At 63.5% G+C, this 23,653-nt stretch carries 27 protein-coding genes and 1 pseudogene; 8 read left to right on the forward strand and 20 right to left on the reverse strand.

Annotated features, from left to right (window positions below; translation table 11 throughout):
• Positions 1 to 200: 200 nt before the first annotated feature.
• From BMZ79_RS27520 to BMZ79_RS27535, 4 genes are all read right to left on the reverse strand, one after another.
• Entirely contained in the window at positions 201 to 1,724 is a 1,524-nt protein-coding gene (locus BMZ79_RS27520; protein WP_177222376.1) for a WG repeat-containing protein, read from the reverse strand.
• Positions 1,725 to 1,854: 130 nt separating this feature from the next.
• Positions 1,855 to 3,129 (reverse strand): serpin family protein, encoded by a 1,275-nt coding sequence (locus BMZ79_RS27525; protein ID WP_090646726.1) that lies wholly within the window; start codon positions 3,127 to 3,129, stop codon positions 1,855 to 1,857.
• A 335-nt stretch (positions 3,130 to 3,464) separates the two neighbouring features.
• Positions 3,465 to 4,529, reverse strand: a complete 1,065-nt coding sequence (locus BMZ79_RS27530) for a Gfo/Idh/MocA family protein (RefSeq protein ID WP_090646729.1) — start codon at positions 4,527 to 4,529, stop codon at positions 3,465 to 3,467.
• A 6-nt stretch (positions 4,530 to 4,535) separates the two neighbouring features.
• Complete coding sequence (locus tag BMZ79_RS27535; RefSeq protein WP_090646731.1) at positions 4,536 to 5,393, reverse strand: phosphogluconate dehydrogenase C-terminal domain-containing protein; 858 nt, start codon at positions 5,391 to 5,393, stop codon at positions 4,536 to 4,538.
• Positions 5,394 to 5,615: 222 nt separating this feature from the next.
• Between BMZ79_RS27535 and BMZ79_RS27540 the strand changes: the two genes are divergently transcribed.
• Complete coding sequence (locus tag BMZ79_RS27540; protein ID WP_090646734.1) at positions 5,616 to 6,473, forward strand: sugar phosphate isomerase/epimerase family protein; 858 nt, start codon at positions 5,616 to 5,618, stop codon at positions 6,471 to 6,473.
• A complete protein-coding gene (locus BMZ79_RS27545) occupies positions 6,439 to 7,074 on the forward strand; it encodes a GntR family transcriptional regulator (RefSeq protein ID WP_090646736.1) in 636 nt (211 codons plus the stop codon). The genes BMZ79_RS27540 and BMZ79_RS27545 overlap by 35 nt, the downstream gene beginning before the upstream one ends.
• A 129-nt stretch (positions 7,075 to 7,203) precedes the next feature.
• Here the strand turns inward: BMZ79_RS27545 and BMZ79_RS27550 are convergent, their stop codons facing one another.
• On the reverse strand, positions 7,204 to 7,671 hold the full coding sequence (locus tag BMZ79_RS27550) for a ParB N-terminal domain-containing protein (protein WP_218154813.1): 468 nt from the start codon (positions 7,669 to 7,671) through the stop codon (positions 7,204 to 7,206).
• Between the two features lie 227 nt (positions 7,672 to 7,898).
• On the opposite strand from BMZ79_RS27550, the gene BMZ79_RS27555 reads away from it, so the two are divergent.
• Positions 7,899 to 8,591 (forward strand): NAD(P)H-dependent oxidoreductase, encoded by a 693-nt coding sequence (locus tag BMZ79_RS27555; protein ID WP_090646739.1) that lies wholly within the window; start codon positions 7,899 to 7,901, stop codon positions 8,589 to 8,591.
• Between the two features lie 303 nt (positions 8,592 to 8,894).
• Here BMZ79_RS27555 and BMZ79_RS27560 read toward each other — a convergent pair whose 3' ends face one another.
• The 4 genes and pseudogenes from BMZ79_RS27560 to BMZ79_RS27575 all read right to left on the reverse strand — a co-directional run bounded on the left by BMZ79_RS27560 (position 8,895) and on the right by BMZ79_RS27575 (position 11,750).
• Complete coding sequence (locus tag BMZ79_RS27560) at positions 8,895 to 9,494, reverse strand: response regulator (protein WP_090646741.1); 600 nt, start codon at positions 9,492 to 9,494, stop codon at positions 8,895 to 8,897.
• Positions 9,469 to 10,227, reverse strand: a complete 759-nt coding sequence (locus tag BMZ79_RS27565; protein ID WP_090646743.1) for a sensor histidine kinase — start codon at positions 10,225 to 10,227, stop codon at positions 9,469 to 9,471. The genes BMZ79_RS27560 and BMZ79_RS27565 overlap by 26 nt, the downstream gene beginning before the upstream one ends.
• Positions 10,218 to 11,030, reverse strand: coding sequence for a hypothetical protein (locus tag BMZ79_RS27570; protein ID WP_090646745.1), 813 nt, complete (start codon positions 11,028 to 11,030; stop codon positions 10,218 to 10,220). The genes BMZ79_RS27565 and BMZ79_RS27570 overlap by 10 nt, the downstream gene beginning before the upstream one ends.
• Positions 11,031 to 11,211: 181 nt before the next feature.
• A pseudogene (locus tag BMZ79_RS27575) lies at positions 11,212 to 11,750 on the reverse strand (GNAT family N-acetyltransferase).
• Between the two features lie 211 nt (positions 11,751 to 11,961).
• On the opposite strand from BMZ79_RS27575, the gene BMZ79_RS34525 reads away from it, so the two are divergent.
• The gene (locus BMZ79_RS34525) at positions 11,962 to 12,138 is read left to right on the forward strand and encodes a hypothetical protein (protein ID WP_177222377.1); all 177 of its coding nucleotides are present in this window, start codon (positions 11,962 to 11,964) and stop codon (positions 12,136 to 12,138) included.
• Positions 12,139 to 12,257: 119 nt separating this feature from the next.
• Here BMZ79_RS34525 and BMZ79_RS27580 read toward each other — a convergent pair whose 3' ends face one another.
• The 3 genes from BMZ79_RS27580 to BMZ79_RS34855 form a co-directional block, all read right to left on the reverse strand.
• Positions 12,258 to 12,749, reverse strand: coding sequence for a DinB family protein (locus tag BMZ79_RS27580; protein ID WP_090646748.1), 492 nt, complete (start codon positions 12,747 to 12,749; stop codon positions 12,258 to 12,260).
• A 194-nt stretch (positions 12,750 to 12,943) separates the two neighbouring features.
• Positions 12,944 to 13,333 (reverse strand): VOC family protein, encoded by a 390-nt coding sequence (locus BMZ79_RS27585; protein WP_090646750.1) that lies wholly within the window; start codon positions 13,331 to 13,333, stop codon positions 12,944 to 12,946.
• A 23-nt stretch (positions 13,334 to 13,356) separates the two neighbouring features.
• Positions 13,357 to 14,526 carry a helix-turn-helix domain-containing protein gene (locus BMZ79_RS34855; protein ID WP_256253173.1) on the reverse strand — a complete coding sequence of 390 codons (1,170 nt, stop codon included), beginning with the start codon at positions 14,524 to 14,526 and terminating at the stop codon, positions 13,357 to 13,359.
• Positions 14,527 to 14,757: 231 nt separating this feature from the next.
• On the opposite strand from BMZ79_RS34855, the gene BMZ79_RS27595 reads away from it, so the two are divergent.
• Positions 14,758 to 15,006, forward strand: a complete 249-nt coding sequence (locus BMZ79_RS27595; RefSeq protein ID WP_143089134.1) for a hypothetical protein — start codon at positions 14,758 to 14,760, stop codon at positions 15,004 to 15,006.
• 160 nt (positions 15,007 to 15,166) lie between these two features.
• On the opposite strand, the gene BMZ79_RS27600 is transcribed toward BMZ79_RS27595, so the two are convergent.
• The 3 genes from BMZ79_RS27600 to BMZ79_RS27610 all read right to left on the reverse strand — a co-directional run bounded on the left by BMZ79_RS27600 (position 15,167) and on the right by BMZ79_RS27610 (position 17,970).
• Positions 15,167 to 15,973 carry a phytanoyl-CoA dioxygenase family protein gene (locus BMZ79_RS27600; RefSeq protein WP_090646756.1) on the reverse strand — a complete coding sequence of 269 codons (807 nt, stop codon included), beginning with the start codon at positions 15,971 to 15,973 and terminating at the stop codon, positions 15,167 to 15,169.
• Between the two features lie 191 nt (positions 15,974 to 16,164).
• Entirely contained in the window at positions 16,165 to 16,728 is a 564-nt protein-coding gene (locus BMZ79_RS27605; RefSeq protein WP_090646759.1) for an FAD-dependent oxidoreductase, read from the reverse strand.
• A 123-nt stretch (positions 16,729 to 16,851) separates the two neighbouring features.
• Positions 16,852 to 17,970, reverse strand: coding sequence for a Gfo/Idh/MocA family protein (locus BMZ79_RS27610; RefSeq protein ID WP_090646761.1), 1,119 nt, complete (start codon positions 17,968 to 17,970; stop codon positions 16,852 to 16,854).
• Between the two features lie 156 nt (positions 17,971 to 18,126).
• Here BMZ79_RS27610 and trpB point away from each other — a divergent pair, with 156 nt between their 5' ends.
• The gene (gene trpB, locus BMZ79_RS27615) at positions 18,127 to 19,290 is read left to right on the forward strand and encodes a tryptophan synthase subunit beta (RefSeq protein WP_090646764.1); all 1,164 of its coding nucleotides are present in this window, start codon (positions 18,127 to 18,129) and stop codon (positions 19,288 to 19,290) included.
• 244 nt (positions 19,291 to 19,534) lie between these two features.
• Positions 19,535 to 20,797, forward strand: a complete 1,263-nt coding sequence (locus BMZ79_RS27620; protein ID WP_256253174.1) for an MFS transporter — start codon at positions 19,535 to 19,537, stop codon at positions 20,795 to 20,797.
• 216 nt (positions 20,798 to 21,013) lie between these two features.
• Here BMZ79_RS27620 and BMZ79_RS35705 read toward each other — a convergent pair whose 3' ends face one another.
• Positions 21,014 to 21,106: a hypothetical protein gene (locus tag BMZ79_RS35705; protein ID WP_371263808.1), complete on the reverse strand. Its 93-nt coding sequence runs from the start codon at positions 21,104 to 21,106 to the stop codon at positions 21,014 to 21,016.
• Positions 21,066 to 21,293 (reverse strand): Stf0 family sulfotransferase, encoded by a 228-nt coding sequence (locus tag BMZ79_RS27625; protein WP_371263809.1) that lies wholly within the window; start codon positions 21,291 to 21,293, stop codon positions 21,066 to 21,068. Before BMZ79_RS27625 ends, BMZ79_RS35705 begins: the two co-directional genes overlap by 41 nt.
• Before the next feature lie 176 nt (positions 21,294 to 21,469).
• Here BMZ79_RS27625 and BMZ79_RS27630 point away from each other — a divergent pair, with 176 nt between their 5' ends.
• The gene (locus BMZ79_RS27630) at positions 21,470 to 21,862 is read left to right on the forward strand and encodes a hypothetical protein (protein WP_143089135.1); all 393 of its coding nucleotides are present in this window, start codon (positions 21,470 to 21,472) and stop codon (positions 21,860 to 21,862) included.
• Between the two features lie 149 nt (positions 21,863 to 22,011).
• On the opposite strand, the gene BMZ79_RS27635 is transcribed toward BMZ79_RS27630, so the two are convergent.
• The 3 genes from BMZ79_RS27635 to BMZ79_RS27645 all read right to left on the reverse strand — a co-directional run bounded on the left by BMZ79_RS27635 (position 22,012) and on the right by BMZ79_RS27645 (position 23,573).
• Positions 22,012 to 22,194 carry a DUF6954 family protein gene (locus BMZ79_RS27635; protein ID WP_090646773.1) on the reverse strand — a complete coding sequence of 61 codons (183 nt, stop codon included), beginning with the start codon at positions 22,192 to 22,194 and terminating at the stop codon, positions 22,012 to 22,014.
• Between the two features lie 136 nt (positions 22,195 to 22,330).
• The gene (locus tag BMZ79_RS27640) at positions 22,331 to 22,795 is read right to left on the reverse strand and encodes a GNAT family N-acetyltransferase (protein ID WP_256253176.1); all 465 of its coding nucleotides are present in this window, start codon (positions 22,793 to 22,795) and stop codon (positions 22,331 to 22,333) included.
• 202 nt (positions 22,796 to 22,997) lie between these two features.
• Positions 22,998 to 23,573, reverse strand: a complete 576-nt coding sequence (locus tag BMZ79_RS27645) for a class I SAM-dependent methyltransferase (protein WP_090646776.1) — start codon at positions 23,571 to 23,573, stop codon at positions 22,998 to 23,000.
• Positions 23,574 to 23,653: the final 80 nt, after the last annotated feature.

Below are 23,653 nucleotides of genomic sequence, written 5' to 3' on the forward strand. Positions count from 1 at the left end.
GCGCAAAGAAAAACGGCCCCGCGCTTGCCGCGCGAAAGACCGTTGCGATTGAATTCATCCGTTATCCGCGTTTGATTCGATGCTTCGCGGAGCCGGCCGTACGCCTGAGCCCGCGAAGCGGCAATCCGTCCGAACGGCGCGGCGGCTTCGGTCCCGCTAAGCGCCTCCGCCGCGCCGGCCTTTACCCGCCCGCCCTCGGCTCAGCCCGCGAACGCGCTCTGCCACACCACGCTGCCCGTCTTGTCGATATACGCGTCGCGTAATTTCCCGCCGTCTTCCGGAAGCAGCACGCTCGCGAGCCCGCCTTGGAAGTCGCCCGCGCGGGCGAACTTCGGCGCGACCGCGACGGCGCCTTCCATATCGGCGTAACCCCAAAGCCCGTCCGCCGACTCGAACGCGATCAGCCCACGGGAAGCGCGCCCCAGCGCTTTATGCGGCGGCAGCTCGACCTTCTTCCCGGCGGCGTCGATCAGCTCGAATACCGCGCCGGCCGGCGTCGCCGTCTGGACCGCGGCGTACCCGCCGGAGAACTTGTCCGCCCCGGCGAACTGCGGCGGGATGACCCATCGCCCCGCCTTGTCGATATAGCCGGACTTGCCGTCGAGAACGGCCGCGGCCAAGCCGTTGTCGGCGAAGTCGTCCGCCCACGTCAACGTCGGCGGTATGGCGAAGCGCCCCTTCGTATCGATGAAGCCGATGCGCGCGTTCGGTTGGCCGTCGACCTTGACGCGCATCTCCACCGCGGCGAGGCCGTTCGCGAACGTGCGGGTATGAAGGCTTCCCGGGATGGGCGGAATGACCGTTTTGCCCGTATGGTCGATGTAAAACGTCTTGTCGCCCAGCACGACCTTCGCCAAGCCGTCGGAGAACGGGTACGCCCTGCTGAAGAGCAGCGGGACCGGGATATAGCCCGAGACGTACAGGTTCACCCCGTCCCGGTTGACGTAGCCGTACTTGACTTGATAGGTTCCCTCCGACACGGGATACAGGTCCTTGTACACGGCCATGCCTTCGCTGAACGCGCCGAGCCGGTAATGCGACGCGGGCACGGCGAGTTTGCCGCTGCGGTCCATGTAGCCTTGTCCGAAGCCGTTCTTGTAATACGGCGTCAGATCCGCGTAGCCGAAGGAATCCGCACCCGCGTTCGCCGTCGTCAGGACGGTCTCGCCCTTCCCGTTCACGTAGACGGTCTTGCCGTAGCCCGCGTTCGCCGCGGTCCAATACTGCTCGTCCGGCAGCGCCGCCGCGGCCGTGCCGCCCGGCCGAAGCTGGATGGCGGACGGATTGTCGGGCGGTCCCGCAAGGACGCTGTAGCCGATGTCCGTCAGCTCGCCGACGGCGTCCAGCGGGACGAACAGCGCGCCGTGTATGTACTGCGGCGGCGCCTGATAGGTTCGTTTGACGGTGCCGTTCAGCAGCGCGCCGCGCTGGCCCGGATACAGCGTCACGCTGCCGATCGCGCCGCCGGCCAGCCGAACCTCCTTGGGCCCGGCCTCGACGATCGCGTACCCGAAGCGCTCGGCGACCGGACGCAGCGGAACGAGCCATACGCCGTCCTGATGAATCGGTCCTTCGGGGAACCGCAGATGCTCCCCTTGATCGTAGACCTCCAAATCGCTCGCCCGCGCGGCCGCCGCGCCGCCGAGCAGCGCGCCTGCGGCCAGCAGCGCCGACGCGGCCATGAGGCCGATTCTTCTATTGCGTGGCCTGAATCCTTGCTTCATCGATTTCCTCTTCCTTTCTCTCTGAAAACTCGCCATAAACCTAAGACGTCATTACCCGACCATAGTTGGTGGAAACAGCCCGATTGCGAATCATTCCCTCGGCTGCCAGCGCGCGCCTGCGGCCGCCGCCTTAATCGGCGGGCATCGCGGACGGATCGGCGACGCGGCCCATGAAGGCGAGGACGCCCGTCGTCGCGTTCACGATCGCGAACAGGAACGGCCGGTCGGCGCGGAATTCGAATACGTCCGTCGGGCCGGCGGGCGCGGCGCCGTCGGTCGCGATTGCCGTTGCCGCTGCCGCCTTCGTCCCCGCTTCGTCGACTTCGATGAACGCTTTGTGCTGCACCCGCTGAACGACCAACCGGGCTTTATCACCGGTTATGCCCGAGAAATCGGCCGATGCCGGGCTCAGCGACCGGACCATGCCGAGCGCGCGCAACGTCTCCGTCAGGTTCGACGTCGCTGCGATCTTGAACCGCGGCAGCGCCAGCGCCGTTTCGCCTGCCTCGAAGCCGTCGGTCCACTCGTCCGGGCCGCGGAGCAATGCCGCTTCGGCGTCCTTCAGCGTCTTGCCGTCGGCGGGCAGGGCGGCGATGAAGCGCCACTGGCCCGCTCCGTAAGGAATCTGCACGGCTTTGTACGCGGGCGCCGTCTTATGCGGCAGCGCTTCCCGCTTTCCCATCATGGGGACCCATATATCCGAGCCGTCCTCCCGGTGAAACGGCGCTTCGCTCGTCTCCGACGTCTCGAACGGCTCCGTCCAGCGCCCGTGAAAATAGATCGCGTTCACGAGCATCATCACGGTCTGCTCGGTGATGACATCCTCCGTGACGAGGTTCCGGATCAACCCTTCGGTCCGATCGCTCACCCAGCCGTTGATCGTCTTGGCCGCGGCCGGCTTATCGCCGAAATCGAGCGTGGCGATCTTCGCCGCGTAAGCCTGCTTCATCGCCTTCGCGTAATCGTCCAGCAGCGGCAGTCCCTTCTGCGCCCAGATCGCGTTGGCGATCCGGACCTCCGTCTTCGGATCGTCATGCCGAATCAGATCCAGCAGCACTTCGTTGCCATGATTGATCGCATCCCGCCCGATGCCCTGCATGGCGAGCAGCTTCAGCAGCTCCTCCCGCGTCTCGCCCCTCGCGCCGTCCAGCATGAGCGACAGCGCGAGCGAGACGCTGAACGGCGAGAACACCGTATTGTCGAGCGCTTCGTCCTCCTTGGTCAGCATCGAAGTGGCAAGCCGCATGGCAAAATCGTTATTCCCCTTCACCAGCTCCCGGTTCACGTCGGACGCTTGATACTTCGGCGCTGCGGCGTCCTTCCCGCAGCCTCCGAGCAAGCAGGCCAGCGCGACCGCCGCCGCCGTCAGCCGAAGCGGCCGGCGGAGCTTGAATCGTTCTCTCATCTTGATTCCCCCTGGGCTTCCAGTTACTGGTTTGACGATGCGGGCGCGGAAAAGGTTGCTGGAAAGTATCGCGCGGGCGTTCAAGCGCGGAACGTGATAATAGCAGCGCCGCCAAGCTCGGTCGGCCCATGTGCCGACAACGCAAAAAAGACGGATAAATGCGAAGAGGCCGACCGCGCTTGCGGTCAGCCTCTTCTTACGATACGAACGGCCGAGATCGGGCCGCACCCCATGCTAATAATATTTTACAATCATGCTTATGATTGCGTGCCGAACGTCCCGGTTCCATCTCGAACATTTCCCCGGAAATAAACCGGGTTAATAAATTTTGAACCCTACGTCCCAGGGACCTGCAAGGAGATCGTCCGATGCTCCGCCGCGCTTTCGTATACGGCGAACGCCAGCCGCAGCGTGACCAGGTTATCTTCGCCGCTTGTCTGGAACGGCTCGCCGCTGTTCAAGCAGCCGATGAAATGCCCCTGCAGCCGGACATGGCTCTCCTCGTGATCCAGTTCCGTCTTCGCTTTGACGATCCGCTCTTCGCCGCCGTTCTTGGACACGATCGCGATCCTGCCGTCCGCGTACATTTTCAGCGTCCCGTCGCTGCCGTCGACGACGAACCGTTCCAGATGCACCGGCCCGACGCGCTCGCCGAGCGGCTTGTCGAGCTGCTGCCTCGTCGCCCAGCTCATGTCCATGAAGCCGTAGAAATCATTGTGCCCCAGCACCACGATCCCGCTGTCCTCGCCGATGATGTAATCGCTCGCGCGCTTCAGCTCCGCCGTCAGCCGCTTCGGCGTGCCGAACAGAAACCGCCACGTGTCGAACCAGTGGACGCCCATCTCATAGAAGAGCAGCTTCGGCATCGTCCGGAAGAACGGCTGCGGGAGCTCCTCGCCCGGGGCCATCCGCGGCGTGTAATAGTCCGTATGGATGTAGCGCGCCACATGCACCTTGCCGAGCTCGCCGCGCTCCAGCACGCCCTTGATCGTCCGGAACGGCTCCAGCCAACGCCAGTTCTCGGTGACCATCAGCCGCACGCCGCGCTCGCGCGCATGGGCGACCATGCGCTCCGCCTCGGCGAGCGACGGCGCGAACGGCTTCTGGCAGAGGATGTGCTTGCCGGCGTCCGCGGCTCGGGTAACGAGCTCCACATGCGACTCGGCGCCCGTCACGATGTCGACGATGTCGATGTCCGCCTGCGCAAGCATCTCGTCCAAGCGGCCGAACTGCCGCTCCTCGGGCACGCCGTACTTCGCGCCCGCCGCCCGGAGCTTGCCCTCGGCAAGGTCGCAGAGCGCCGCGACCCGCGCGCCCGGGATGCGGCTCCACGCCTGCAAATGCTTGTCGGACCAGAAGCCGGTGCCGACGAGCCCGACGTTCCACGTCTTCTCCGTCATTGCCGGTCAGCCCTCCTTCCGGTCGAGATGCAGCATCAAGCGCAGCACTTCGTCGAGCGATTCCTTGGTGAAGACCCGCTTCCAATCCGGACGGAAAATTTTCTCGTAGCCGTACTCGATCGCGATCTTCGCGGCGTCGGAAAACGGATTGACGCCATTGAACGCGATGGCGAGCGGAATCTGGATATGGCCCAGCATGAAGGCGCGCGCCGCTTCTTCGGGCACGCCCATGCGGACGACCTCGTCCATCGCTTCCTTCATGATGCACGCCGCCGCCGCCGCGACGACCTCCGCCGCCGCCGGCTCCAGCAGCGCCATCTGCTCGACCGTGATCCGGTGGCACCTCGTCACCGGCGCGAACATCGCGGTGCAGATCGCCTCCGCGAGCGCGAGCTTCTCCTCGCTCCCCTGATGCAGCGCGATGACGATATCCTGCTTCGCCGCGACGCCGCCGAACATGTCCTTGCGCGCCTCGGGCGAGTCCTGTTCCTCGAACAGCGCGGGATGGCACGGATGCGTCACGACAAAATGGCAATCGCCGCGCAGCGCGACCTGCCGCGCGTAAGCCGCCGCCGGGTCCAGCAGGACGACCGTCGCGTCCGGCTTCAGCCGCGGCACGACCGTCGCCGACAGCGGGCCGATGACCGCGTCGGGCACGGCGAAGATCACGACGTCGGCCGCGCCGAGCGCGTCTTCGAGCGGCGTGACGGCCAAGCCTCGTTCCGCCAGCCTCGACTTGCCGCTGTCCGCCTGCTCGACCAGCAGCAGCCCATGCTCCGTCTTCACCAGATTGTCCGTAATGCGGCAGCCCATTTTGCCGCCCGCGCCCAATATCGCAATGTTGACCGTTGTGCCTTGGCTCATGCATAATGCCCCTTTGCAATCGATTTCATACGGCCGCCGGGTACCGGGCGGGAAGGCGCGGATGCGGCCGCGGGATGATGCCACTAGCATAACCGATCGAAAAAACATCTTCAATACAAAATGTATACAATTTATGTATAATTGATTGTCCCGCGCCCCGATTCCTGTTATGCTTAACTCATCGCGCGGCGCCAACGGAGCGCCGGTCAGGAGGAATCCGGCATGAAACTCGGGCTCAGCACCTATACGTTAACCTGGTCCGTCGGCGTGCCCGGCTACGATCCGCCGCTTCGGCCTCTGACGGCCGAGGCGCTCGTCGGGCTCACCCGCGAAAGCGGGCTCGGGCTGCTGCAAATCGCGGACAATTTGCCGCTGCATGCGATGACGGACGAAGCGCTGCTTCGGCTCAAGCAAACCGCCGGCGCGCATCGCGTCGAGCTGGAGGTCGGCACGCGGGGCACCGATCCCGAACTGCTGCTGCGCTACCTCGGCATCGCCGGCCTGCTCGGCTCCTCCCTCGTTCGCACCCTCGTGACGACGCCCGACCTGGCGGCGGCCGAAGCGCAGATCCGGCGGGTCCTGCCGGACTTCGAAGCCGCGGGCGTCACGCTCGCAATCGAAAATCACGGCTTGCATACGACGGAACAGCTGGTACAATTATTTCAGAACCTGCGGAGCGCCTGCGTCGGCTGCTGCCTGGACACGGTCAATTCGTTCGGCGCGCTGGAAGCGCCGGATCGCGTCATCCGCGCCTTGTCGCCGTATCTCGTCAACCTGCACGTCAAGGATTTCGAGATCAAGCGGGCGGACCATATGATGGGCTTCTCGATCCTCGGCACGGCCGCCGGCGCCGGGCGCCTCGATATCCCGGGGCTGAAGGCGATCGCGGGCGCGAGCGGCAAGCCCGGGGTCCATGCGATCCTGGAGCTGTGGACGCCGTACGCCGGCTCGGTCGAAGAGACGATCGCCGTCGAGCGCCGCTGGATGGAAGAGAGCCTCGCGTATTTGCGGCGCGTTCATTTTACGGAAGAAGAGGATAGCCAACATGCCACCGGTAACGTTAAAAGAGAAGGCCTATGAACAGCTGCGCGCCTATTTGCTGGAGGGGACGATCAACGGCAACGAGCAGCTGACGGAAAAATATTTGGTGGACCTGCTCAATATGAGCCGGACGCCGATTCGCGCCGCCCTGGAGAAGCTCGCCGCCGAAGGGCTGCTGAACCTGTCGCCCAACAAGGGGCTGAGCCTGCCGGAGCTGTCGCTGCAGCGGGTCGCGGACTTCTTCGATTTCCGCATCGCGCTCGAGAGCCACATCGTGCAGAAGCTGGCCAGCCGCAAGCTGCCGCCGGACGAGATCGCCTGGTTCCGCGCGAACCTGGAGCTGCAGCGGCAGACGGCCGAGCAGCACGATTACTTGGCGTTCACGCACGCGGACTCGGCGTTCCACCGCCGGCTCGCCCAGGCGTACGAGAACGGCGAAATGGTGCAGATGATGGAGAATTTGCAGGACCGCCTCTTCCAGCTCGCGCTGAAGGTGCTTCGCAAGGACAACGGCCGGATTCTCGCGTCGTACCGCGATCACCTCGAGATCTTCGAGCTTATTCTCGCGGGCAGCGGGGAAGAAGCGAAGCGGCGGATGGTGGAGCATTTGGAATACGGGGCGCGGATCCTGGTGCTGTAGCGGTTCGCGGCCCGGCGTAGCAAAAAAGCGGCAATCGGGATGGTCTCGCCATCCCCGATTGCCGCCTTTTTGCGTTTGCTTGCTCACGGAACGGTCACGCCCCGCGCATGCGGCTTCATTGCCGCGCCTTCATTGCCCGGCTGCCTCGTCAAGCCCCCGTCCGGCCCACGGCGCCAGCTCTTCCCGGCTCTCGCTGCCCCACACGATCGTCCAGCAGGACGAAGCTCCCGTCCGCCGAAGCGCTTCGTGCCGGTGGTTGCCGTCGCGGATCGACAGCTTCCCGTCCACCGCTTGGGCGATCAGCGGCGGGTACGCCCAGCCTTCCCGAAGGACCGCTTCGAGTTCGGCCACGTGCGCATTCCAGCTGTCTAGCGGGTTGCGAAATTCCATTTCCGGTTCCGGCCCGCAGCAGCGCTCCAGCTCTCCGAGCGGCAGCAGCACCGGACCGGCCCAATACCGCTTCTGCAGCTTGAGCCCGTCCGAGAACGGCAGGTTGCCGCCCGCCGTCTTCAAGAATAGATGCACCCATTCCTCCAAGCAGCCCTCCGCCGCGTAAGCCGCCGCTTCTTGCGGCGTAAACGTCATCGGCAGCGCCATCGGTCCATTCCTCCCATGCAGCCATAATCGATGTCATAACCCGCGGGTCCGATCCCCGCGACTATTCCTTCGCGGCCGTGCCGCCGTTCTCCTGCGCGCCCGAGCCTGTCACAGATCAAAACGGCTCGTCGTTCTATGTACGAATGACCGGCCGCAAGACAAACATCGCCTTTGACGTCCCATGTCGTTCTCCAAATCAAATTCATAAAAAGGACGTGCATTCCTTCATGTTGAGCCAATTAACGCCTTTATTCGCAGCTTCTTCCGCCGCTTCCGGCGCGCCGGGCAAAAAAGTCTTATATATCACCGCCAACCCGAACGGGGTCGAGCATTCCTACAGCATGGCCGTAGGCAAAGCGTTCATCGACGCGTACCATGCGGTCAACCCGAACGACGCCGTCTACCCTATCGATCTGTTCCAAACGGACATCCCGCTGCTGAACGGCGAAGTATTCGGCGCGTGGGGCAAGCTGCAAGCGGGCGCTTCGTTCGATCGATTGACGCCTTCCGAACAAGTCAAGGTGAGCCGTCTCGGCGAGCTGGTCGACGGCTTCGTCGAAGCGGACAAATACGTCTTCGTCAACCCGGTCTGGAACTTCTCGTACCCGCCCGTGCTGAAAGCCTACATCGACGCCTTCTTCGTGGCGGGCAAAACGTTCCGCTACACCGCGGACGGCCCGATCGGCCTGCTGACCGACAAAAAAGCGTTCCACATCCAAGCCAGCGGCAGCGTGCTGTCCGAAGGCCACTTCGGGGAATTCGAAATGGCGCACCGCCATCTCGGCGCGGTGCTGAAATTCCTGGGCGTGCCGAGCTTCGAAGCCGTCTACGTGGAAGGCATGGCCGCGCAGCCCGATAAAGCCGAGGACATCAAAACCCAAGCGATCCTGAACGCCCGCGAAGCCGCGAAACGCTTCTAAGCTTCGCGGTCGCCGATACCGGCTCTGCGGCCGGAACGACTCGAGTTCTTGTCCGCCCCCGGACGGGAACTCGATTGCGTTCCCGCGAATCCGGACCGGCATTCGAAATTTTTGCGATATCGCCGGGCGGTCCGCGCACGGCGCGCCAAAAAAACCTGCCGAAGCATCGGCAGGTTTCGTGTGTTTCTTTGGGCCCGGCGGCTCGTTCGGAGCCGGTTTTACTGTGTCGTTAAGCGCACTTGTTATTCGTCGAGCCGTCGTCGATCGTCGCGGGCGAAGAACATGACGAATCCCTCCGAATGACTATGATTTGCCTTCCAGCGGCGTTTCCAGCCGCACGCCGATTCGCCCGACTTCGGGGGCAAGCTCCTCATCGTGATGCAGCTTGATGCGGTTCGCTCCCTTCCGCAGCCGGATCTTCACCTCCTTGATGCCGGATATATCCCAGCGAGCCGGCCCCCATCCGCCTGTATTGGGCGCCGCTGGCGCGTCCGCCGGGTTGTCCGGCCGCATCCCGGGCGCCTCCGCCCGAACGGACCGAACGATCCGTTCCATCGCCTGGTCGAGATCCATCTCTTCCAGCTGGGTTTTCACGATATAGTCGACCGCGCCCAAGCGCAGCGCCTCTTGAATGTAGTCGAAGTCCTGATGGCACGTCAGAATGACCGCTTTAATGGCCGGATCGTGCCGATGCGCCTCCCGAATCAGTTCGATGCCCGACATCCCGGGCATCGTGATGTCGGTCAGGAGCAGCTGGACGGGATGCGTCCGTAGCAGCTGCAGCGCCTTCTCGCCGCTGGCCGCCTCCCCGGCGATTCCCACCCCGTACTTCTGCCAAGGAAACAGCAGCCGCATGCCTTTGCGCACCAATTGCTCGTCATCCACGATCAACGCTTGAATCAATGCCGGTCCCTCCCGTCGTGTCCAGGGGAAGCCGGATCGTAATGACCGTCCCGTTCCCCGGCTTGCTCTCCATCGTCAAGGCGGCCGCGGCGCCGAAGTAGACCGCGAGCATCTGCTTCACGTAACGCAGGCCGATCCCGAGGCCCGACGCGTTCGCCGGCTCGCGCCGGTCCAGCAGCTCCGCCAATTGCGCCTCGGGAATGCCCCGCCCGTTATCGCGCACCTGCAGCAGCAGGCTGCTTCCGTCCCGGCGGATGAGGACGTCGATTTCGCCGCCTTCGTCCGCGTCGAAGCCGTAATAGAGCGCGTTCTCGACGATCGGCTGCAGGATGAACCGCGGGATGGGCAGCTCCAGCAGGGCGGAATCGACGTCGACCCCCACGTTGAAGAAATGATCGTAGCGGATATTTTGGAGCTCGATGAGCTGCCCCCGGCGCTTCTCCTTCTCCTCCACGTCCGCGATCAGCTCGCCGATGCGCCGGCTCATCTGCTGAAAATTGGTCAAGATCCGGTTGAATTCCGTCAGGCCGGTGGCGGAGACGTTCGTTGTCGACTGATTATAGCCGAACCGCGTAATCTCCTTGTTGATGATGCGGATCGGACGATACACCATGCGCCAGATCAGCCACGCGAGGAACACGCCGAGCAGCAGCGAGAGCGAAGCGAACAAGCCGAATTCCCGCAACCAGCGGTTGAGCTCGCGGTTATACGAGGCTTTCGGGATCAGCTGCACGATGGTAAACCGTGAAGCCCCTCCGCCCGGAAGGATTCGTAAGCGGTTCCAATATCCTGGAAGCGACTGCCTGCCGGCGCCTCGCCGCCCAGCGTGCTGTAGGCGATGCCGCCGCCCGGATCCGTCAGCACGTAATAGACCGGGGCGTCCGAGTCGGCCGCGGTCCTGCTGCCGCCCGGCGCGAATATGTCCTCGAGGCCCGTCGTATTCGTTTCGACGTAGGCGTACAGATACTGGCCGTGCCCGTATTCCAGCTTGCGCAGCAGCGAGAAGACCGGGAATTTGCGCTCCCCGGGGTCGAGCGAAGCGTGGGGGCCGAAGAAGGTGAACAGCTTTTGCGTGTAAAACACCGGCAGCGCTTTCGGATCGAACGCCAGATTCGCGTTCGTGTTGGGGAACAATAGCGGCTCTTCGAGGTTCGGCGCATAGAAGAACATGACGCCGACGTTCGGATTGGAGAAATTGACGTTCGCCACGGATTGGGAAATATTCCGGTACAGCACGGGCCGCTGGTAGGAATCGCGGCTCGCTATGAATTGGACGACCTCCCGGCCGATGCCGCCTTCGACGTCCAGCAGCTGGGAGACCCGGCCGAGCTCCTCCAGCTTCCGGTCGAGCTCGTCCCGGTCCCGCGAGACTTTGGCCAGCCAATCCTTTTCGATTTTTTGCGTCTGCACGACATAGATCCAGCGATACGAAATATACCCGGTCAGCAAGCTCGGAATGACCGCGGCGATAAGCAGGATCACGATCAGCCTCCCTTTGAGGGAGGGCAGGACCGCGTAACGGCGAATCGGATTCATGGGCAGCAGCCTCCGCTGAACAGCGCTTTCATAGTTGCCGCTATTATAGCAGCAAATCTCGCGTTTGTGGTGACGGCCGGTTCATTTTTCGATCGGCCGGGACGAGGGAATCAAGGCGAGGCAATCAAGGCGAGGCGGCCGACCGAACGGCCGCCCGCTTCGAAGCCTGCTTCAGCGGTGCCTAGCCGTCCTCGGGATTGATGATCGCCAGCACCTGATGATCCTCCCACACCCCGTTGATCTTCACGTTGCTGCGCGAGATCCCTTCCTTTTGGAAGCCGGCGCGCTCGAGCACGCGGATCGAGCCGGGATTCCGCGGCGACGCCTCCCCGACGATCCGGTGAAACTTCAACGCTTCGAACGCATAGCGGACCACCTGCTTCACGGCCTCCGTCATGTAGCCCTGCCGTTGTGCGCTTGATCCAGGCAGTAGCCGATCATGCAGCTCTGCAGCGCGCCCCGCGCCACGAAGGACAGCTGCACGTCGCCGATCACCCGGTCGTCCTCCGCGAGGCAGACGAGGAAGTTATAGCGGCGATCGGCCTCCCTGTCGGCCTGCATTTCGATTATGGCTTGGCGCTGGTGCGCCACCGTGTAATGCGCATCCGGCCTGCCGGGCGAGAATGCTTCGAAAAACGCGCGGTTGCGCATGTGCATCGCCGCCAATTCCGCGGCGTCGGCTTCCTGCGCGAACCGTACGTAGACGGGTTGTTCCGACATCCTGCACCTTCCTTTCGATCTTGGCCTGGCCTTTCAATTTTGGCTTGGCCTTTCGATCTTGGCCTAACCTTTCGATTTTAGTTTAGCCATTGCGCGGCCGCCGCTTCTCCCGCGAATCGATTTATTTTGATTGGCGCGTATACAAGCCCAAACCATATGCCTGCTTTCTCATATTAATAGAATCGGAGGCTTGTTGAAAGGAGGGATCTCCATGCTTAGTCTTCTGAAGCGCTATCGCGGCAAATTCATCGTGATCAAGACCACGTCGGGGCACGAAATCGGCGGCCGCGTCCTGATCGTGCGCAACGGCATCGTGGTGCTGAAAACCCCGCTGGGGACGAAAATATTCATTCCGCTCCGGAAAGTCCTCGCGGTTATCGCGAAATAACGAAAACGGGATGACGCGTTTGCCCATTGCGTGCGTTCTCTTCAACAAGCCGCAGGTGGAAATCCGCGCAACAAAAGGGCCGTCGGCTATTCGACGGCCTCTTTCCATGGATCGGCGGATCAGTTCGCCTGTTGCGTTTTGTACAAGCCCCGGCGGATCAAATTCGCGGTCACCGGCTGCTTGCCGAGCTCGCGGGACCAGACGGACAGCTGGCCGACGTGATGAATCTCGTGGGCGATCACGTGCCGCATCACTTCCCCGTAGGCGAAGCTTTCCCGCTGTCCGGGCGGCCCCTCGCCGGTCAACACCAGGTGCTCCATGCCGTCGTTCCACGCCTGCACGAACGGCGCGACCGTCGCATGGCATTGCTCCGAGAACGCCTTTACCTTCCGCAAGCCCGCGTAGTCCTCGAACGGCGGCTCTCCTTGGTCCGGGTTCCCCTGCAGCGAGTTGATCCAAGCGAATTCGCATTCCGCGATATGGAACAGCGTGTAGAGAATGCTTCCCGGCCCGCCCGTCCGCCGCTTCAACAGTTCCTGCTCGTCCACCGTCTCGCACCAGTCGAACCACTCGTTGCGCACCTGCCAGTTGTATTCGAACAGTTTCCGCATCGTTTCGCCTCCCTTTTCAAATCCGCACATCCGGTCGATACCGTATGCATACTTCGCCAACCGAAGGCGCAAATCCTGCTAATTTCTGTAAAACGCGGTCCGTTCGCTCGCGCCGGCCCGGTCTTGTCCCGCATAAGAAAAGCAAAGGAGGCTGCCGCTGGCTGCCTCCTTCGCGTCTGCCTATGTGCGCCGCTTCATCTCCCGATCGGAGTCGCGAGCATCCACACATGGCCGAACGGATCCTCGATCTTTCCGACCCGGTCGCCGTGCGGTTGGTCTTGCACCTGACGAAGAACCTCGGCCCCTTCGAGGACCGCCCTCGTCACGGCTTTGTCGACGTCGCCGACGTATAAGTACAGGATAACGGGCGTGCCGCCGAGCGACGCGGCCGACCGGTTATGTCCGGGAAACTCGTCCGCGACCATGATCCGGGCTTCCCCGACCTTCACCTCGGCATGGGCGATTTTCCCGTCGTCCGTCGTCATGCGGCTGATTTCTACGGCGCCGAAGGCGCGCTTGTAAAACGCGATGGCGCGGCCGGCGTCATCGACCGCCAACATCGGAATCGCAGCGGTTCTGTTCATCGTTCGGGTTCCTCCTCCTCGGTTCACTCCGCGGCGCGCGACAGCGTCCGCTCCAGCATGCGCCGGACGAGCCGCTCCAGCGACGCCTTGTCCATGAACGGCGCCAGGCTCGAGAGCACGTCGGCGCCGAGCGCGCCGGACTCCGCATGCTCCAGCAGCTTCCCGATGCTTTCCCGGGACAGGAACGGCGCGAGGCCGACGATATGTTCGACGTCGATGGTGCCGTCGATGGCCCGGTCGGCGAGGCGGTCCAGCGTGCCGCGGCCGATGAACGGCGCCAGCGCGTGAATGGATTCCCAGTCGAGCGCGCTCGCGTCGCTCTTCAGCACGAGCCGCTCGAGCTGCTCGCCGTCCAGGAACGGCGCCAGGCCGACGAGATGGCTCATCTCGAGCTTGCCCTCGGCCGCGCGGTCCACCATGCGGGTGAGCGAAGCTTTGCCGATGAACGGGGCGAGCGCGTGCAGGACATCCGCATCCAGCAGACCGTCCTCGACGTAGCCGAGCATCGCGTCGATCGTATCGCTGCCGAGAAACGGCGCCAGCTGCAAGATCGAATCCAAATTCGGAAGCCCTTCGCGGCGCTTGTCGCGGGCAGCCTCTTGCTCCCGCCCGGCTTCCGCGCGTTCGTCCGCTTCGCCGATCGCGTCTTCGCCTTCGGCGACCGCCGCGGCTTCTGCCTCCGCCTCCGCCGGCGGCGCCGCGATTTCTTCAGCCGCTGCTTCCGCGGCCGGCGCCGCCACAGCTGCGGCCACTTCTTCCGCCTCCGCTGCCGGCACGGCCTCCGGTTCAGCCGCCTCTTGCTCGGCCGCTGCCTCCACGGCCAGCGATTCCGCCGCTTCCGCCCCAGCTTCCGCCGCCTCGCGCTCCGCCTCTTCCGCTACGGCCTCCTCGGCCGCCGCGACGGCGGCTTCCGCGGCAGCCGCCTCTGCCGGCACGGCCTCTGCGGCCTCCGCGACGACCGCCTCTGCCGGCGCGGCTGGCGCCCGTCGCTCGCCTTCGAGCAGCTCGTCGATGGACGTGCCGAGCAGCCGGACGATGGCCGGCAGCGTGCCGATATCCGGAAGCGACTCGCCGCGCTCCCATTTCGATACCGCCTGATGGCTCAAGCTTAACCGTTCGGCGAATTCCGCCTGCGTCATGCCTTTTTCTTTTCTTAATCTGGAGATATAAGCGCCGATCTTCCGCATTTCCATTCCGAACCGCCTCCGATAACGAAATTTACAGTGCGCACTGTCTGGGTTCAGCATAGCATGCCGTCCGCTTCCGCTCTATCAAACGTCGGTTGAAGCGGCCGATTCAACCGGCGGTAGAATCGAAAGGGTCGATAGAATTCCTTTCCCGGACGTACGGCCATTATGCCGGATGGGAGACATGCGCCAACTCGGGCATCCATCGCCGGACATAAGCTGGAGCAACGACTAGCTATGAGGACGCTGATGCGAATGGCCTGCTGGATTCAAACCGCGATCATCGTGACCAACAACGGGACGATCCTGTTCGGCAACGCCGACATACTCCCGATCGTCGGACGCGACCAAACGAAGGACGTCGCCGAAAACAACGAGGAAACGAACAGCCCCGCCGGCGGGGAAGCGGCCGAGGGCGTCGCGGATACCGCGTCGTACCGGCGCGGGTCGCGGCGGAAGCGGCGGCGGTATACGAAGCGGCGTTAAGCCTGCCGCCATGCGGCGCTATGCCCAGCGGCGCCTGGCCATGCCGCGGTACGCCAAGCGGCGTTAGCGCCCGCCGTCTTGCCGGCGCTTCGCCATGCGTCACCGTCGCCGCGCGTTCACGGCCGTGCCCCGGCATCCGCTCCCTCGACGGCCGGCCGCCTCAGCCCCGCGCCGGCTCCGCCATCTCGAGGCGCGCCTTGGCGCTGAGCGCGGCCAGATGGCCGTCGTTCGCCATCACCTGCTCCAGATGCACCAGCCGCTCCGGCGTCGCCGTGCGCATCATCGTCTCGGAATAGGCGCGATCGATCCAAAACCTCGCCGCCGTCCCGATATAATCCCGCAGCTCCTGCAGATCCTCCTCGGCGTACCGCTGGCACAGGTTGATCGTGAACATGCGGCGGTTCGCGCTGCCGTTCCACGACGAGTGGAACGTATTGTGGTCGAACACGAGCAGATCGCCGGGCACGACGTCGAGCACGACCGCGGGCACCTCGGCGCCTTCGATCTCCCAGGACGCGCGCGGATCCCGCATGCGCGCCGTCAGGTCCCGGGCGTATTGGTCCTGCAGCCGGTGGCTGCCCGGAATGACGCGCAGGGCGCCGCTGCCGCCGTCCAGCCGGTCGAGGTAGAAGGCGATTTTCAGATGCCGGTACTTCTCGTGGCAGCCGTCGCGGTGCCAGCCGGTATCGCCGGTATAGTAGTTGCCGTCGCTCCCCATGTAGTTGAAATCGTCGCCGAGCAGCGACCGGCCGATCGCGAGAATGCGCGGATCGTCGAGCAGCACGGACATGCGCTGGTCGATGAACGGGACGACGCAGGTGCGCTTCGTGCCGTCGTGCTTGTTCGTCTCGGGAAACGTCTTCGCGAATTCGCCGACGATCCAATCCAGCCGGTCAACCATCAGTTGCGGAAACTTCAGAAAGCCGAACGTCTCGAAATAATCGATTTGCGCTTGCGTCAGCCGCATGCCGAACCCCTCCGATGCTGGTTTGCGCGCGGGACGGCGCGCCTCTCGTTAAAGCGTTTGCAACTAACACATTCCCCGATCCGCCCGGCGTTTCCTGCCGGCGGGGAAATAAAAACCCCCCGTCCTCCGGGGCGGCGGCGGCTGCCGGCGCTCCGGAGGACGGGGAGGTCACGTCGTTCGGATAAGGCCGATTATTTCAACAAGTCATGGTCGACGTACCGCGCGCCGTTCAGCTCGCTGATGACGTTGATCGCGACCTTCGCGCCGTCGCCCGCGGTCACGATCGTATGCACGCTGACGCCCGCGCACGTGCCGGCCGCCCAGATGCCCGCCACGTTCGTGCGGCCTTCGGCGTCCGCGTCGAGAATCGTCTTGATCCGCGGCTCCGTGCCCGGCTTCGTGCTCAGGCCGGACTTCTCCGCGAAGTCCAAGAAGAGGCCGGACGCGACGATGACGACTTTGGCGTCGTACGATTGGCCGGATTCCGTCGCGATCCGGAAGCCGTCGTCCGTCTTGGCGATCTCGGTCACTTTGCCCTGCACGTACTCGGCGCCGAATTTTTTCGCTTGGTTAATGCCGGTCTCGACCAGGTTCGGACCCGTGATCTCCGGCACGCCGTAGTGGTTCTCGACCCAGGCTTTCTTCGTGATGCTCTGATCGCTGTCGATCAGCAGCGTCTTCTTGCCGGCCTTGGCCGCGAACAACGCGGCGCTTCCGCCCGCCGGTCCTGCTCCGATGATTGCGATTTCCGTCATGTTCTCGCCTCCCGAATGGAATGTAAGATACAAGCGCTTTCATACCCTATATTACGCTTAGAAGCCGGGTTGTTCAACTTCTCCTATCGGTATGTCGCGAACGTCGCCGGACCGCCCGATTCGTTACGAAACCGGGCTCGCCTGCGCGCGGGCCGCCCGCTGCTCCGCTTCGTCCATCGCTTCGACCAGCATCCGGAACAGCGCCAGGTCCTCCGCCGCGTCCTCGGGCGTCGTCTTGATCGGCGCGCCGTGCGCGATGGCGTCGTGGAACTGCCGCAGCTCGATCGTATACGAGTCCGTAAACGTCGGGCGAATCACCTGCTCCTTGTACGTCTCGCCGTCCGATTCCGTCACCGTGAGCGTCGTCGGCAGATGGCGGATGTAGGCCGTGTCGTAGTCGACCTTGACCGTGCCCGTCTCGCCCATGACTTCGATCGTGGCGTCGAAGCGCCCCTGATGGTCGATGCCGGTCTCGAACAGCGCGTTGAAGCCCGCGTCGTATTGAAACATCGCGCTCATGAACTGGCCGTCGTTCCAGCGGGACGCCGCCAGCACCCGCGACGGCATGCCGAGCATCTCGCGCATCGCGGACAAGTCGTGGCTGCTCAATCCCGCCATGAGACGGTACGTGCCGTAAAACCGTTCCGCCCGTTCGCCCAGCGCCTCCTTCACCTGCGCGGCGCCGCGGACGAGCCGATCCTCCGCCTGCTCGGCCGGAATGTCGTCGAAGCGAACGACGTTCGCGGTCTGGCGGATGAAATAGCTGTTCGGCCCGATGATGTCGCGGACGCGCGCGTAATTGATCCGGCCCAGCTTCTTCGCTTCCGCCACGCCCTGCACGAACGCCGGCGCGTACCGGCGCATGTAGCCGACCATCGCCTTGCCGGCGGACGCGTTCTTCGCGGCGATGATCCGCCGCGCGTCGGCCTCGTTCAGGCACATCGGCTTCTCCACGAAAACATGCTTGTTCCGGTGCAGCGCGCCGACGACGCAGTCCGCATGGTATTCGTCGCTGTTCAGCACGAGCACCGCTTCCACTTCCTCGTCGTCCAGCAGCTCCTCCGCCGACGTGTACCGCCGCGCGACGCGATATTGTTCCCCGACCGCGTGCACGAGTCCCGGCGAGACGTCGCAAACCGCCGTGATTTCGAACTTGTCCCCCATCGCTTGCAGCACGGGCAGGTGAATGACCTGCGCCGCCTCGCCGAGCCCGATCAATCCGAGCTTTACGACTTCGCTCATTGCGAGTATGCCTCCTTCGTTTTCTCCCGATTTCGGACGATGATCGCGTTTCCAAGATTTCGCCCGCGTTCCGAGTTTTTACCAAGACCGTTGCTATGAATTATGCTACCATAGAACTGAAAGAGATGACCACACTAAATTGGAGGCGCTTGCAAAATGACGGAAAACGTGAAGACCGACGGCTACTTCGGCGAGTTCGGCGGCAGCTTCGTCCCGCCCGAGCTGCAGGAAGTGCTGGATTATTTAAGCGATCAATTCCATACATACAAGGACGACCCGGCGTTCAACGAAGAATTCCGCTACTACCTGCGCGAGTACGTCGGCCGCGAAAATCCGCTGACGTTCGCCAAGCAGCTGACGGAGGCTTGGGGCGGCGCCAAAATATACCTGAAGCGCGAAGACCTCAATCACACCGGCGCGCATAAGATCAACAACGTCATCGGCCAAATCCTGCTCGCCAAACGGATGGGCGCGAAGCGCGTCATCGCGGAAACGGGCGCCGGGCAGCACGGCGTCGCCACCGCCACGGCCTGCGCCATGTTCGGCATGGACTGCGTCATCTACATGGGCGCCGAGGATACGCGCCGCCAGGCGCTCAACGTCTTCCGCATGGAGCTGCTCGGCGCGACCGTCGTGCCGGTCGCCAAAGGCCAAGGCCGCCTGAAGGACGCCGTCGACGAAGCGCTGAACGACCTCGTCGCCAATTACAAAAACACGTTCTACCTGCTCGGCTCCGCCGTCGGCCCGCATCCGTTCCCGACGATGGTCAAGCATTTCCAATCCGTCATCAGCGAGGAGTCGAAGCGGCAAATTCTCGAGAAGGAAGGCCGTCTCCCGGATGCCGTGCTCGCCTGCGTCGGCGGGGGCAGCAACGCGATCGGCGCGTTCGCGCATTACTTGGACGAGCCGTCCGTGCGGCTGATCGGCGTGGAGCCGGACCAGGCCGCGACGCTGACCGAAGGCGTGCCGAGCCTTATCCACGGCTTCAAATGCCTGGTGCTGCTCGACGAGGAAGGCAATCCGAAGCCGACGTATTCCATCGCGGCCGGTCTCGACTACCCGGGCATCGGACCGGAGCACAGCCACCTGAAGGTGACGGGCCGCGCCGAATACGTCACGGTCTCCAACGAGGAGGTGCTGGCGGCGTTTCAAGAGCTGAGCCGCGTCGAGGGGATCATCCCGGCGCTCGAAAGCGCGCACGCGATCGCCCATGCCAAGAAGCTCGCCCCGACGATGGACAAGGACCGGATTCTGATCGTCAACCTGTCCGGCCGCGGCGACAAGGACGTCGAGCAAGTGTTCCATATGCTGAATAAGTAAGCGAACGTCCCCCTTGCCGCCGTGAACGAAGCCCAAGCCAAGGCGAGCGCGCCCCGGCTTGGGCTTTTCGCCGGCCGGGCCGAACCGCCCGGCGCCTCCTCGGGCGCATCCTCCGCCGGCCCCGCCCTCCATCGGTCTCCCGACGGAGGACGCTTTCATCCCGGCGCACCTTTCGGGCATCCGGCCCGTTTTGTAAAGTGGAAGAGGACGCCACACGATAGCGCCTATTACGATAGACGGAAGGATGAAAAGGATGACGGACGATCGGCCGGCCCCGGCCTCTTCCCTGCTTCGCAACCGGTTCGTGCAGACGATTGTAATCTCGACGTTGTTTTTGGAAATCGGGATCTGGGTACGCAATATCGCGATTTTGCTGTACGTCAAGCACATGACGAACGACGACGCCTTCGCGGTGTCGCTCATCTCGGTCGCGGAGTTCGCGCCGATCTTCGCGTTCTCGTTCGTCGGCGGCGCGCTCGCGGACCGCTGGCGGCCGAAGCGGACGATGGTCGGCAGCGACCTGCTGAGCGCCGCCTCCATTCTCGCGATCTTGGCGGCCATGGCGCTCGGCTCCTGGCGGGCCGTCTTCTTCGCGACGCTGGTCTCGTCGATCCTGTCGCAGTTCTCGCAGCCCGCGAGCATGAAGCTGTTCAAGCTGTACGTCCCGGAACGGCTGCTGCAGAAAGCGATGTCGCTGCATCAAACGATGTTCGCCGTCTTTATGATTTTCGGGCCGGTCATCGGCATGTTCGTGTACCAGCGCTTCGGCATCGAGACGTCCATCGGCATCATGGGCATCGCGTTCCTGCTGTCGGCCGCCACGCTGTCGCTTCTGCCGCGGGAGCGCCGGGAAGCGGAAACGCAGGAACGGCGCAGCGTGCGGGAGGACATCCGGGCAGGCTTCGCCTATATCCGGTCCAGCCCGGTGCTCCGCAAGCTCGGCGGCGGCTTCTTCGCCGTCGGGTTCGGCCTCGGCCTGATACAGCCGATGGGCATCTTCCTCATCACGGAGCGGCTGGGCCGGCCGGAAGAAGCGCTGCAGTGGTTCTCGCTGGTCAACGGCGCGGCGATGGTCGTCGGCGGCGTGCTGGCGATGGCGTTCGCGAGCAAGATCGCCCCGGCGAAGCTGATGACGAGCAGCATGGCGATCGTCGGCCTGACGATCATGGGCATGGGGCTGACCACGAACTATACGGCGGCGCTAGCGTTCCAATTCGCCAGCGGGCTCGTCATCCCGAGCGTCAACGCCGGCATCAACACGCTTATGCTGCAGCATACGGAGGATGCGTTCCTCGGACGGGTGAACGGCTTCCTGAGCCCGCTCTTCACCGGCTCGATGGTCGTGACGATGATGCTGTCGAGCGTGGTCATGACCGCGCTGTCGCTCGTGTCCGTGTACGTGCTGGCGGGACTGTTCATTCTCGCGGGGGCGGTCGTGCTCCTGCCGCTGATCAAGCTGAAAGCGGCGGCCGCGAAGCCGGAGCTGGAAAATGCCTTGGGCGGGTGAGCCGTACGGGCGGTGCGGGTTGGTTGGATGAGTGAGAGTTTAGAGGCTGCCGGGTTGCCGGCAGCCTTTTTTTATTTACACTCCAGATTCAGAACTCCAAGCGGTACAAGCCGGCTTCGCCAAGGAAGTCGTTTCTTGCTCGATTCGCTTCTCCCCACAGGCTTCGATAGTTGGTGATCGTCCCGTCATGCGAGATGATAACCGCCCGATCGGAACCTAGTGCATCGCGGTTTCGATCGTTCGTCTGGTCGGACTGACCAGCACGATATCAGTAGAACGAAGCGTCAACCGTTCCCGCAGCTGCAGCACCTGCGATTTTCCGAGTTCCGTAAGACCGGGATGAAACGTATTCAGCTTGGCCGGATCGTCTACAAGATGCTCGGCATGACCACTCGCCGGGATCGCCGGCCATGCCGGTCGACGCCAAGGCGCGATGGAGCAGCGTGCTGCCCGTCCGCTGCGCGAACCAGATCGCATAGCTTTGTTTCGGTTTCATGGAACAGCCTCGCTTTCCTGTCGGCAACGGTCTCCGCGCCGGCCCGATTTGCCAAGCCCTGATAGGTATCCAAGCATTTGGACCGCCGGGTCATATCCTGTTACAAGGGTCGCCCGCGTGCCGGATTCGCGTCCGGCCGCTTCGGCTATTCAATTCGTCGCGGAAGGAGGAATACGATGCCACTGTTCGTTCCGACTAATATGCAAGGCGCCAGCAGCTCCGACGAGGTGACGATCCCGCTCGGGGAAGACCCCTTCGTCGTGCTGGAATGGGGCCATCTGATCGAAAGCGAGACAAGCCTTTTGTTTGCCCAGGGCAAGATCGAGCTGCAAGCGTTCTCGACCGACGGGCCCGTCACGTTCGGCTACGTGCTGATGGTGGACGGCGTCATTATCGATATCGCGGAAAGCTCGGCCACGACGCCGCTGATCCTCCCGATCGGCGCCCGGCAAGAAGACTTGCCCGCGGAGCATCTGGTGTTTCAAGTGCTGGTGACCGGCGAAGGAGCGGGTTCGTTGGTCGTCGGAAACCGGGAATGCATGACGATTTCCGGCCCCGCCATTCTCTAAAGCCGCAGCCTTTCGCGTCATGAAGAACCGTCCTTCGTTCCCGTCTTCGGAGGCAGCCTAACGATGGGCTGCCTCTTTGCGCTTCCTGCCAAAGCGTGGCGCATCGGCGCTTCGGCCGCAGACGCCGGCATCGGCGGCGCCGGCCGCGCTTATCGCTTCCGGCGAAATACCCCGTACGCGGCAATGGCGAGCAGCGCATACGCGGCCGCGACCGCGCCGAGGGTCAGCAGCCGCTCGTGCCGGCTCCCGTCGGCGAACAGAACCGGCCCGAGGCCGAAGAACGTCACGACGGCGAACAATAAGAAGAAGACGATACCCAGTACCGTTTTCATGGCAACACCTCCCGTTCGCGGCGGAGCCGCTTCGTGCGATTGCGGATGCGTCGGCCCGCCCGCGCCCGGCCCGGCTTCTGCGCGGCTTCTGCGCGGCGCTCCGCGGACCGTTCCGATAGAGGCGCATTCGCCCTGCTCAAGTTGCGCTTCCGGCCGGCCTTTCCTTTATCAGCCACAAGGCCAGATCGTGTCCGACATATACGGTGGTCTCCGGTTCCACGGGTACCCCGTGATCGGCGATGCCCCTTCCGTCCGGAATATAGCCGCGTTTCGCGTACAGCCGCTGCGCGTTTCCGTAGGCATGATACAGGCCAACGCCGATGCCGACTTTAGCCGACCTTTCGAACGCGCGCGCTTCGATCGCGTCCATCAGCGCATTCCCGATGCCGAGCCGCCGTCTTGCCGGCACCACGTCGAAATTGTTGATTTCCGGTATCCCTTGTTCGGCGAAAGGAGGATATACGGAGGTCTGCAGCAAATGCAGCCAACCGGCAAATCGTCCTTCATGCCAGGCAATCAGCGTCGTTCTTCTCCCTGGATCTTGCTCCCGCCAACACCGCTCTATGTAGTCCAAAGGCTTGCCGATCCCGTGCTCGTTCAAGGCTTCGTAGACCGATGCCGCATCTCCGCTCTGCATGGGCTTGATCAGAAGTCCGGATACGATGGTTCTCCCCTCCTTCGACGGCGCTTGATGGTCCGCCACTTAAATCCTCTCCCCTCTTCATGCAAGCTCCCGCCAAGGCAGGCTGCCGGAGACCGGCAGCCTGGCGGCGGGCAAACCCTTCGCAAACAAACGACGGGGCTCACACGTTCTTGATGGCAAGCAGCGCGTCCACGGGCGGGTGGTCCTCGCCGAACGATCGGACGAATACCGGGTTGCGCCGGTCATGCTGGCCCTTCATCACGACGACGTCGAACCCGAGCTCCTCGAATTCTTCCGGCTCCCAGCCGCTGCGGTGCGTTTGGAATTCTTCGCCGTTCAGCCCGTAATGGTCCATGTTGGCCTGCGGGAAAAAGCCGCGCGGCGTGAACACGATGACCTGCTTCTTCGCGATCAGTTCGGCGTCGCGGAGCATCTTAAGCGCGTCGTGCTTGCCGAAATGCTCGATCGAATCCATGAAGGACACCGCGGAAAACGTCTTCGGAATAAAGAATTGCTCCATCAGCCGCGCATCCGCGTTGAGCGGCAAAATATGAGCGGACGTCGTCGCGCGGTTCAGCAAATACGGCCGGTGCACATCCATGGCGACGATATGCGCGTACGGCAGATCGTCCAGGATTAAACAAGGTCCGCTGCCGACATCGAGCAAGCTCTCCGTCTCGGTCAGCCGCTCGGTCAGCAGCGCCAAAAAATCGCGATTATCCGTTACGTAGGCCACTGGCTTCGCCTCCTTTGCTCGAACTCTGTTACCAGTGTATGAGCATGTCCGGGATCCGGCGCGGGCAGATGCGCAGCCGA

Origin of the sequence: Paenibacillus sp. UNC496MF (assembly GCF_900113915.1) — a bacterium.
GTDB classification, from domain to species: Bacteria; Bacillota; Bacilli; order Paenibacillales; family Paenibacillaceae; genus Paenibacillus_Z; species Paenibacillus_Z artemisiicola.

Bases quoted from the DNA above. Each gene is read 5' to 3' on its own strand.
- BMZ79_RS27520 (WP_177222376.1), bottom strand. From the start codon at position 1,724: ATGAAGCAAGGATTCAGGCCACGCAATAGAAGAATCGGCCTCATGGCC.
- BMZ79_RS27525 (WP_090646726.1), bottom strand. From the start codon at position 3,129: ATGAGAGAACGATTCAAGCTCCGCCGGCCGCTTCGGCTGACGGCGGCG.
- BMZ79_RS27530 (WP_090646729.1), bottom strand. From the start codon at position 4,529: ATGACGGAGAAGACGTGGAACGTCGGGCTCGTCGGCACCGGCTTCTGG.
- BMZ79_RS27535 (WP_090646731.1), bottom strand. From the start codon at position 5,393: ATGAGCCAAGGCACAACGGTCAACATTGCGATATTGGGCGCGGGCGGC.
- BMZ79_RS27540 (WP_090646734.1), top strand. From the start codon at position 5,616: ATGAAACTCGGGCTCAGCACCTATACGTTAACCTGGTCCGTCGGCGTG.
- BMZ79_RS27545 (WP_090646736.1), top strand. From the start codon at position 6,439: ATGCCACCGGTAACGTTAAAAGAGAAGGCCTATGAACAGCTGCGCGCC.
- BMZ79_RS27550 (WP_218154813.1), bottom strand. From the start codon at position 7,671: ATGGCGCTGCCGATGACGTTTACGCCGCAAGAAGCGGCGGCTTACGCG.
- BMZ79_RS27555 (WP_090646739.1), top strand. From the start codon at position 7,899: ATGTTGAGCCAATTAACGCCTTTATTCGCAGCTTCTTCCGCCGCTTCC.
- BMZ79_RS27570 (WP_090646745.1), bottom strand. From the start codon at position 11,030: ATGAATCCGATTCGCCGTTACGCGGTCCTGCCCTCCCTCAAAGGGAGG.
- BMZ79_RS34525 (WP_177222377.1), top strand. From the start codon at position 11,962: ATGCTTAGTCTTCTGAAGCGCTATCGCGGCAAATTCATCGTGATCAAG.
- BMZ79_RS27580 (WP_090646748.1), bottom strand. From the start codon at position 12,749: ATGCGGAAACTGTTCGAATACAACTGGCAGGTGCGCAACGAGTGGTTC.
- BMZ79_RS27585 (WP_090646750.1), bottom strand. From the start codon at position 13,333: ATGAACAGAACCGCTGCGATTCCGATGTTGGCGGTCGATGACGCCGGC.
- BMZ79_RS34855 (WP_256253173.1), bottom strand. From the start codon at position 14,526: ATGGAAATGCGGAAGATCGGCGCTTATATCTCCAGATTAAGAAAAGAA.
- BMZ79_RS27595 (WP_143089134.1), top strand. From the start codon at position 14,758: ATGAGGACGCTGATGCGAATGGCCTGCTGGATTCAAACCGCGATCATC.
- BMZ79_RS27600 (WP_090646756.1), bottom strand. From the start codon at position 15,973: ATGCGGCTGACGCAAGCGCAAATCGATTATTTCGAGACGTTCGGCTTT.
- BMZ79_RS27605 (WP_090646759.1), bottom strand. From the start codon at position 16,728: ATGACGGAAATCGCAATCATCGGAGCAGGACCGGCGGGCGGAAGCGCC.
- BMZ79_RS27610 (WP_090646761.1), bottom strand. From the start codon at position 17,970: ATGAGCGAAGTCGTAAAGCTCGGATTGATCGGGCTCGGCGAGGCGGCG.
- trpB (WP_090646764.1), top strand. From the start codon at position 18,127: ATGACGGAAAACGTGAAGACCGACGGCTACTTCGGCGAGTTCGGCGGC.
- BMZ79_RS27620 (WP_256253174.1), top strand. From the start codon at position 19,535: ATGAAAAGGATGACGGACGATCGGCCGGCCCCGGCCTCTTCCCTGCTT.
- BMZ79_RS27625 (WP_371263809.1), bottom strand. From the start codon at position 21,293: ATGAAACCGAAACAAAGCTATGCGATCTGGTTCGCGCAGCGGACGGGC.
- BMZ79_RS27630 (WP_143089135.1), top strand. From the start codon at position 21,470: ATGCCACTGTTCGTTCCGACTAATATGCAAGGCGCCAGCAGCTCCGAC.
- BMZ79_RS27635 (WP_090646773.1), bottom strand. From the start codon at position 22,194: ATGAAAACGGTACTGGGTATCGTCTTCTTCTTATTGTTCGCCGTCGTG.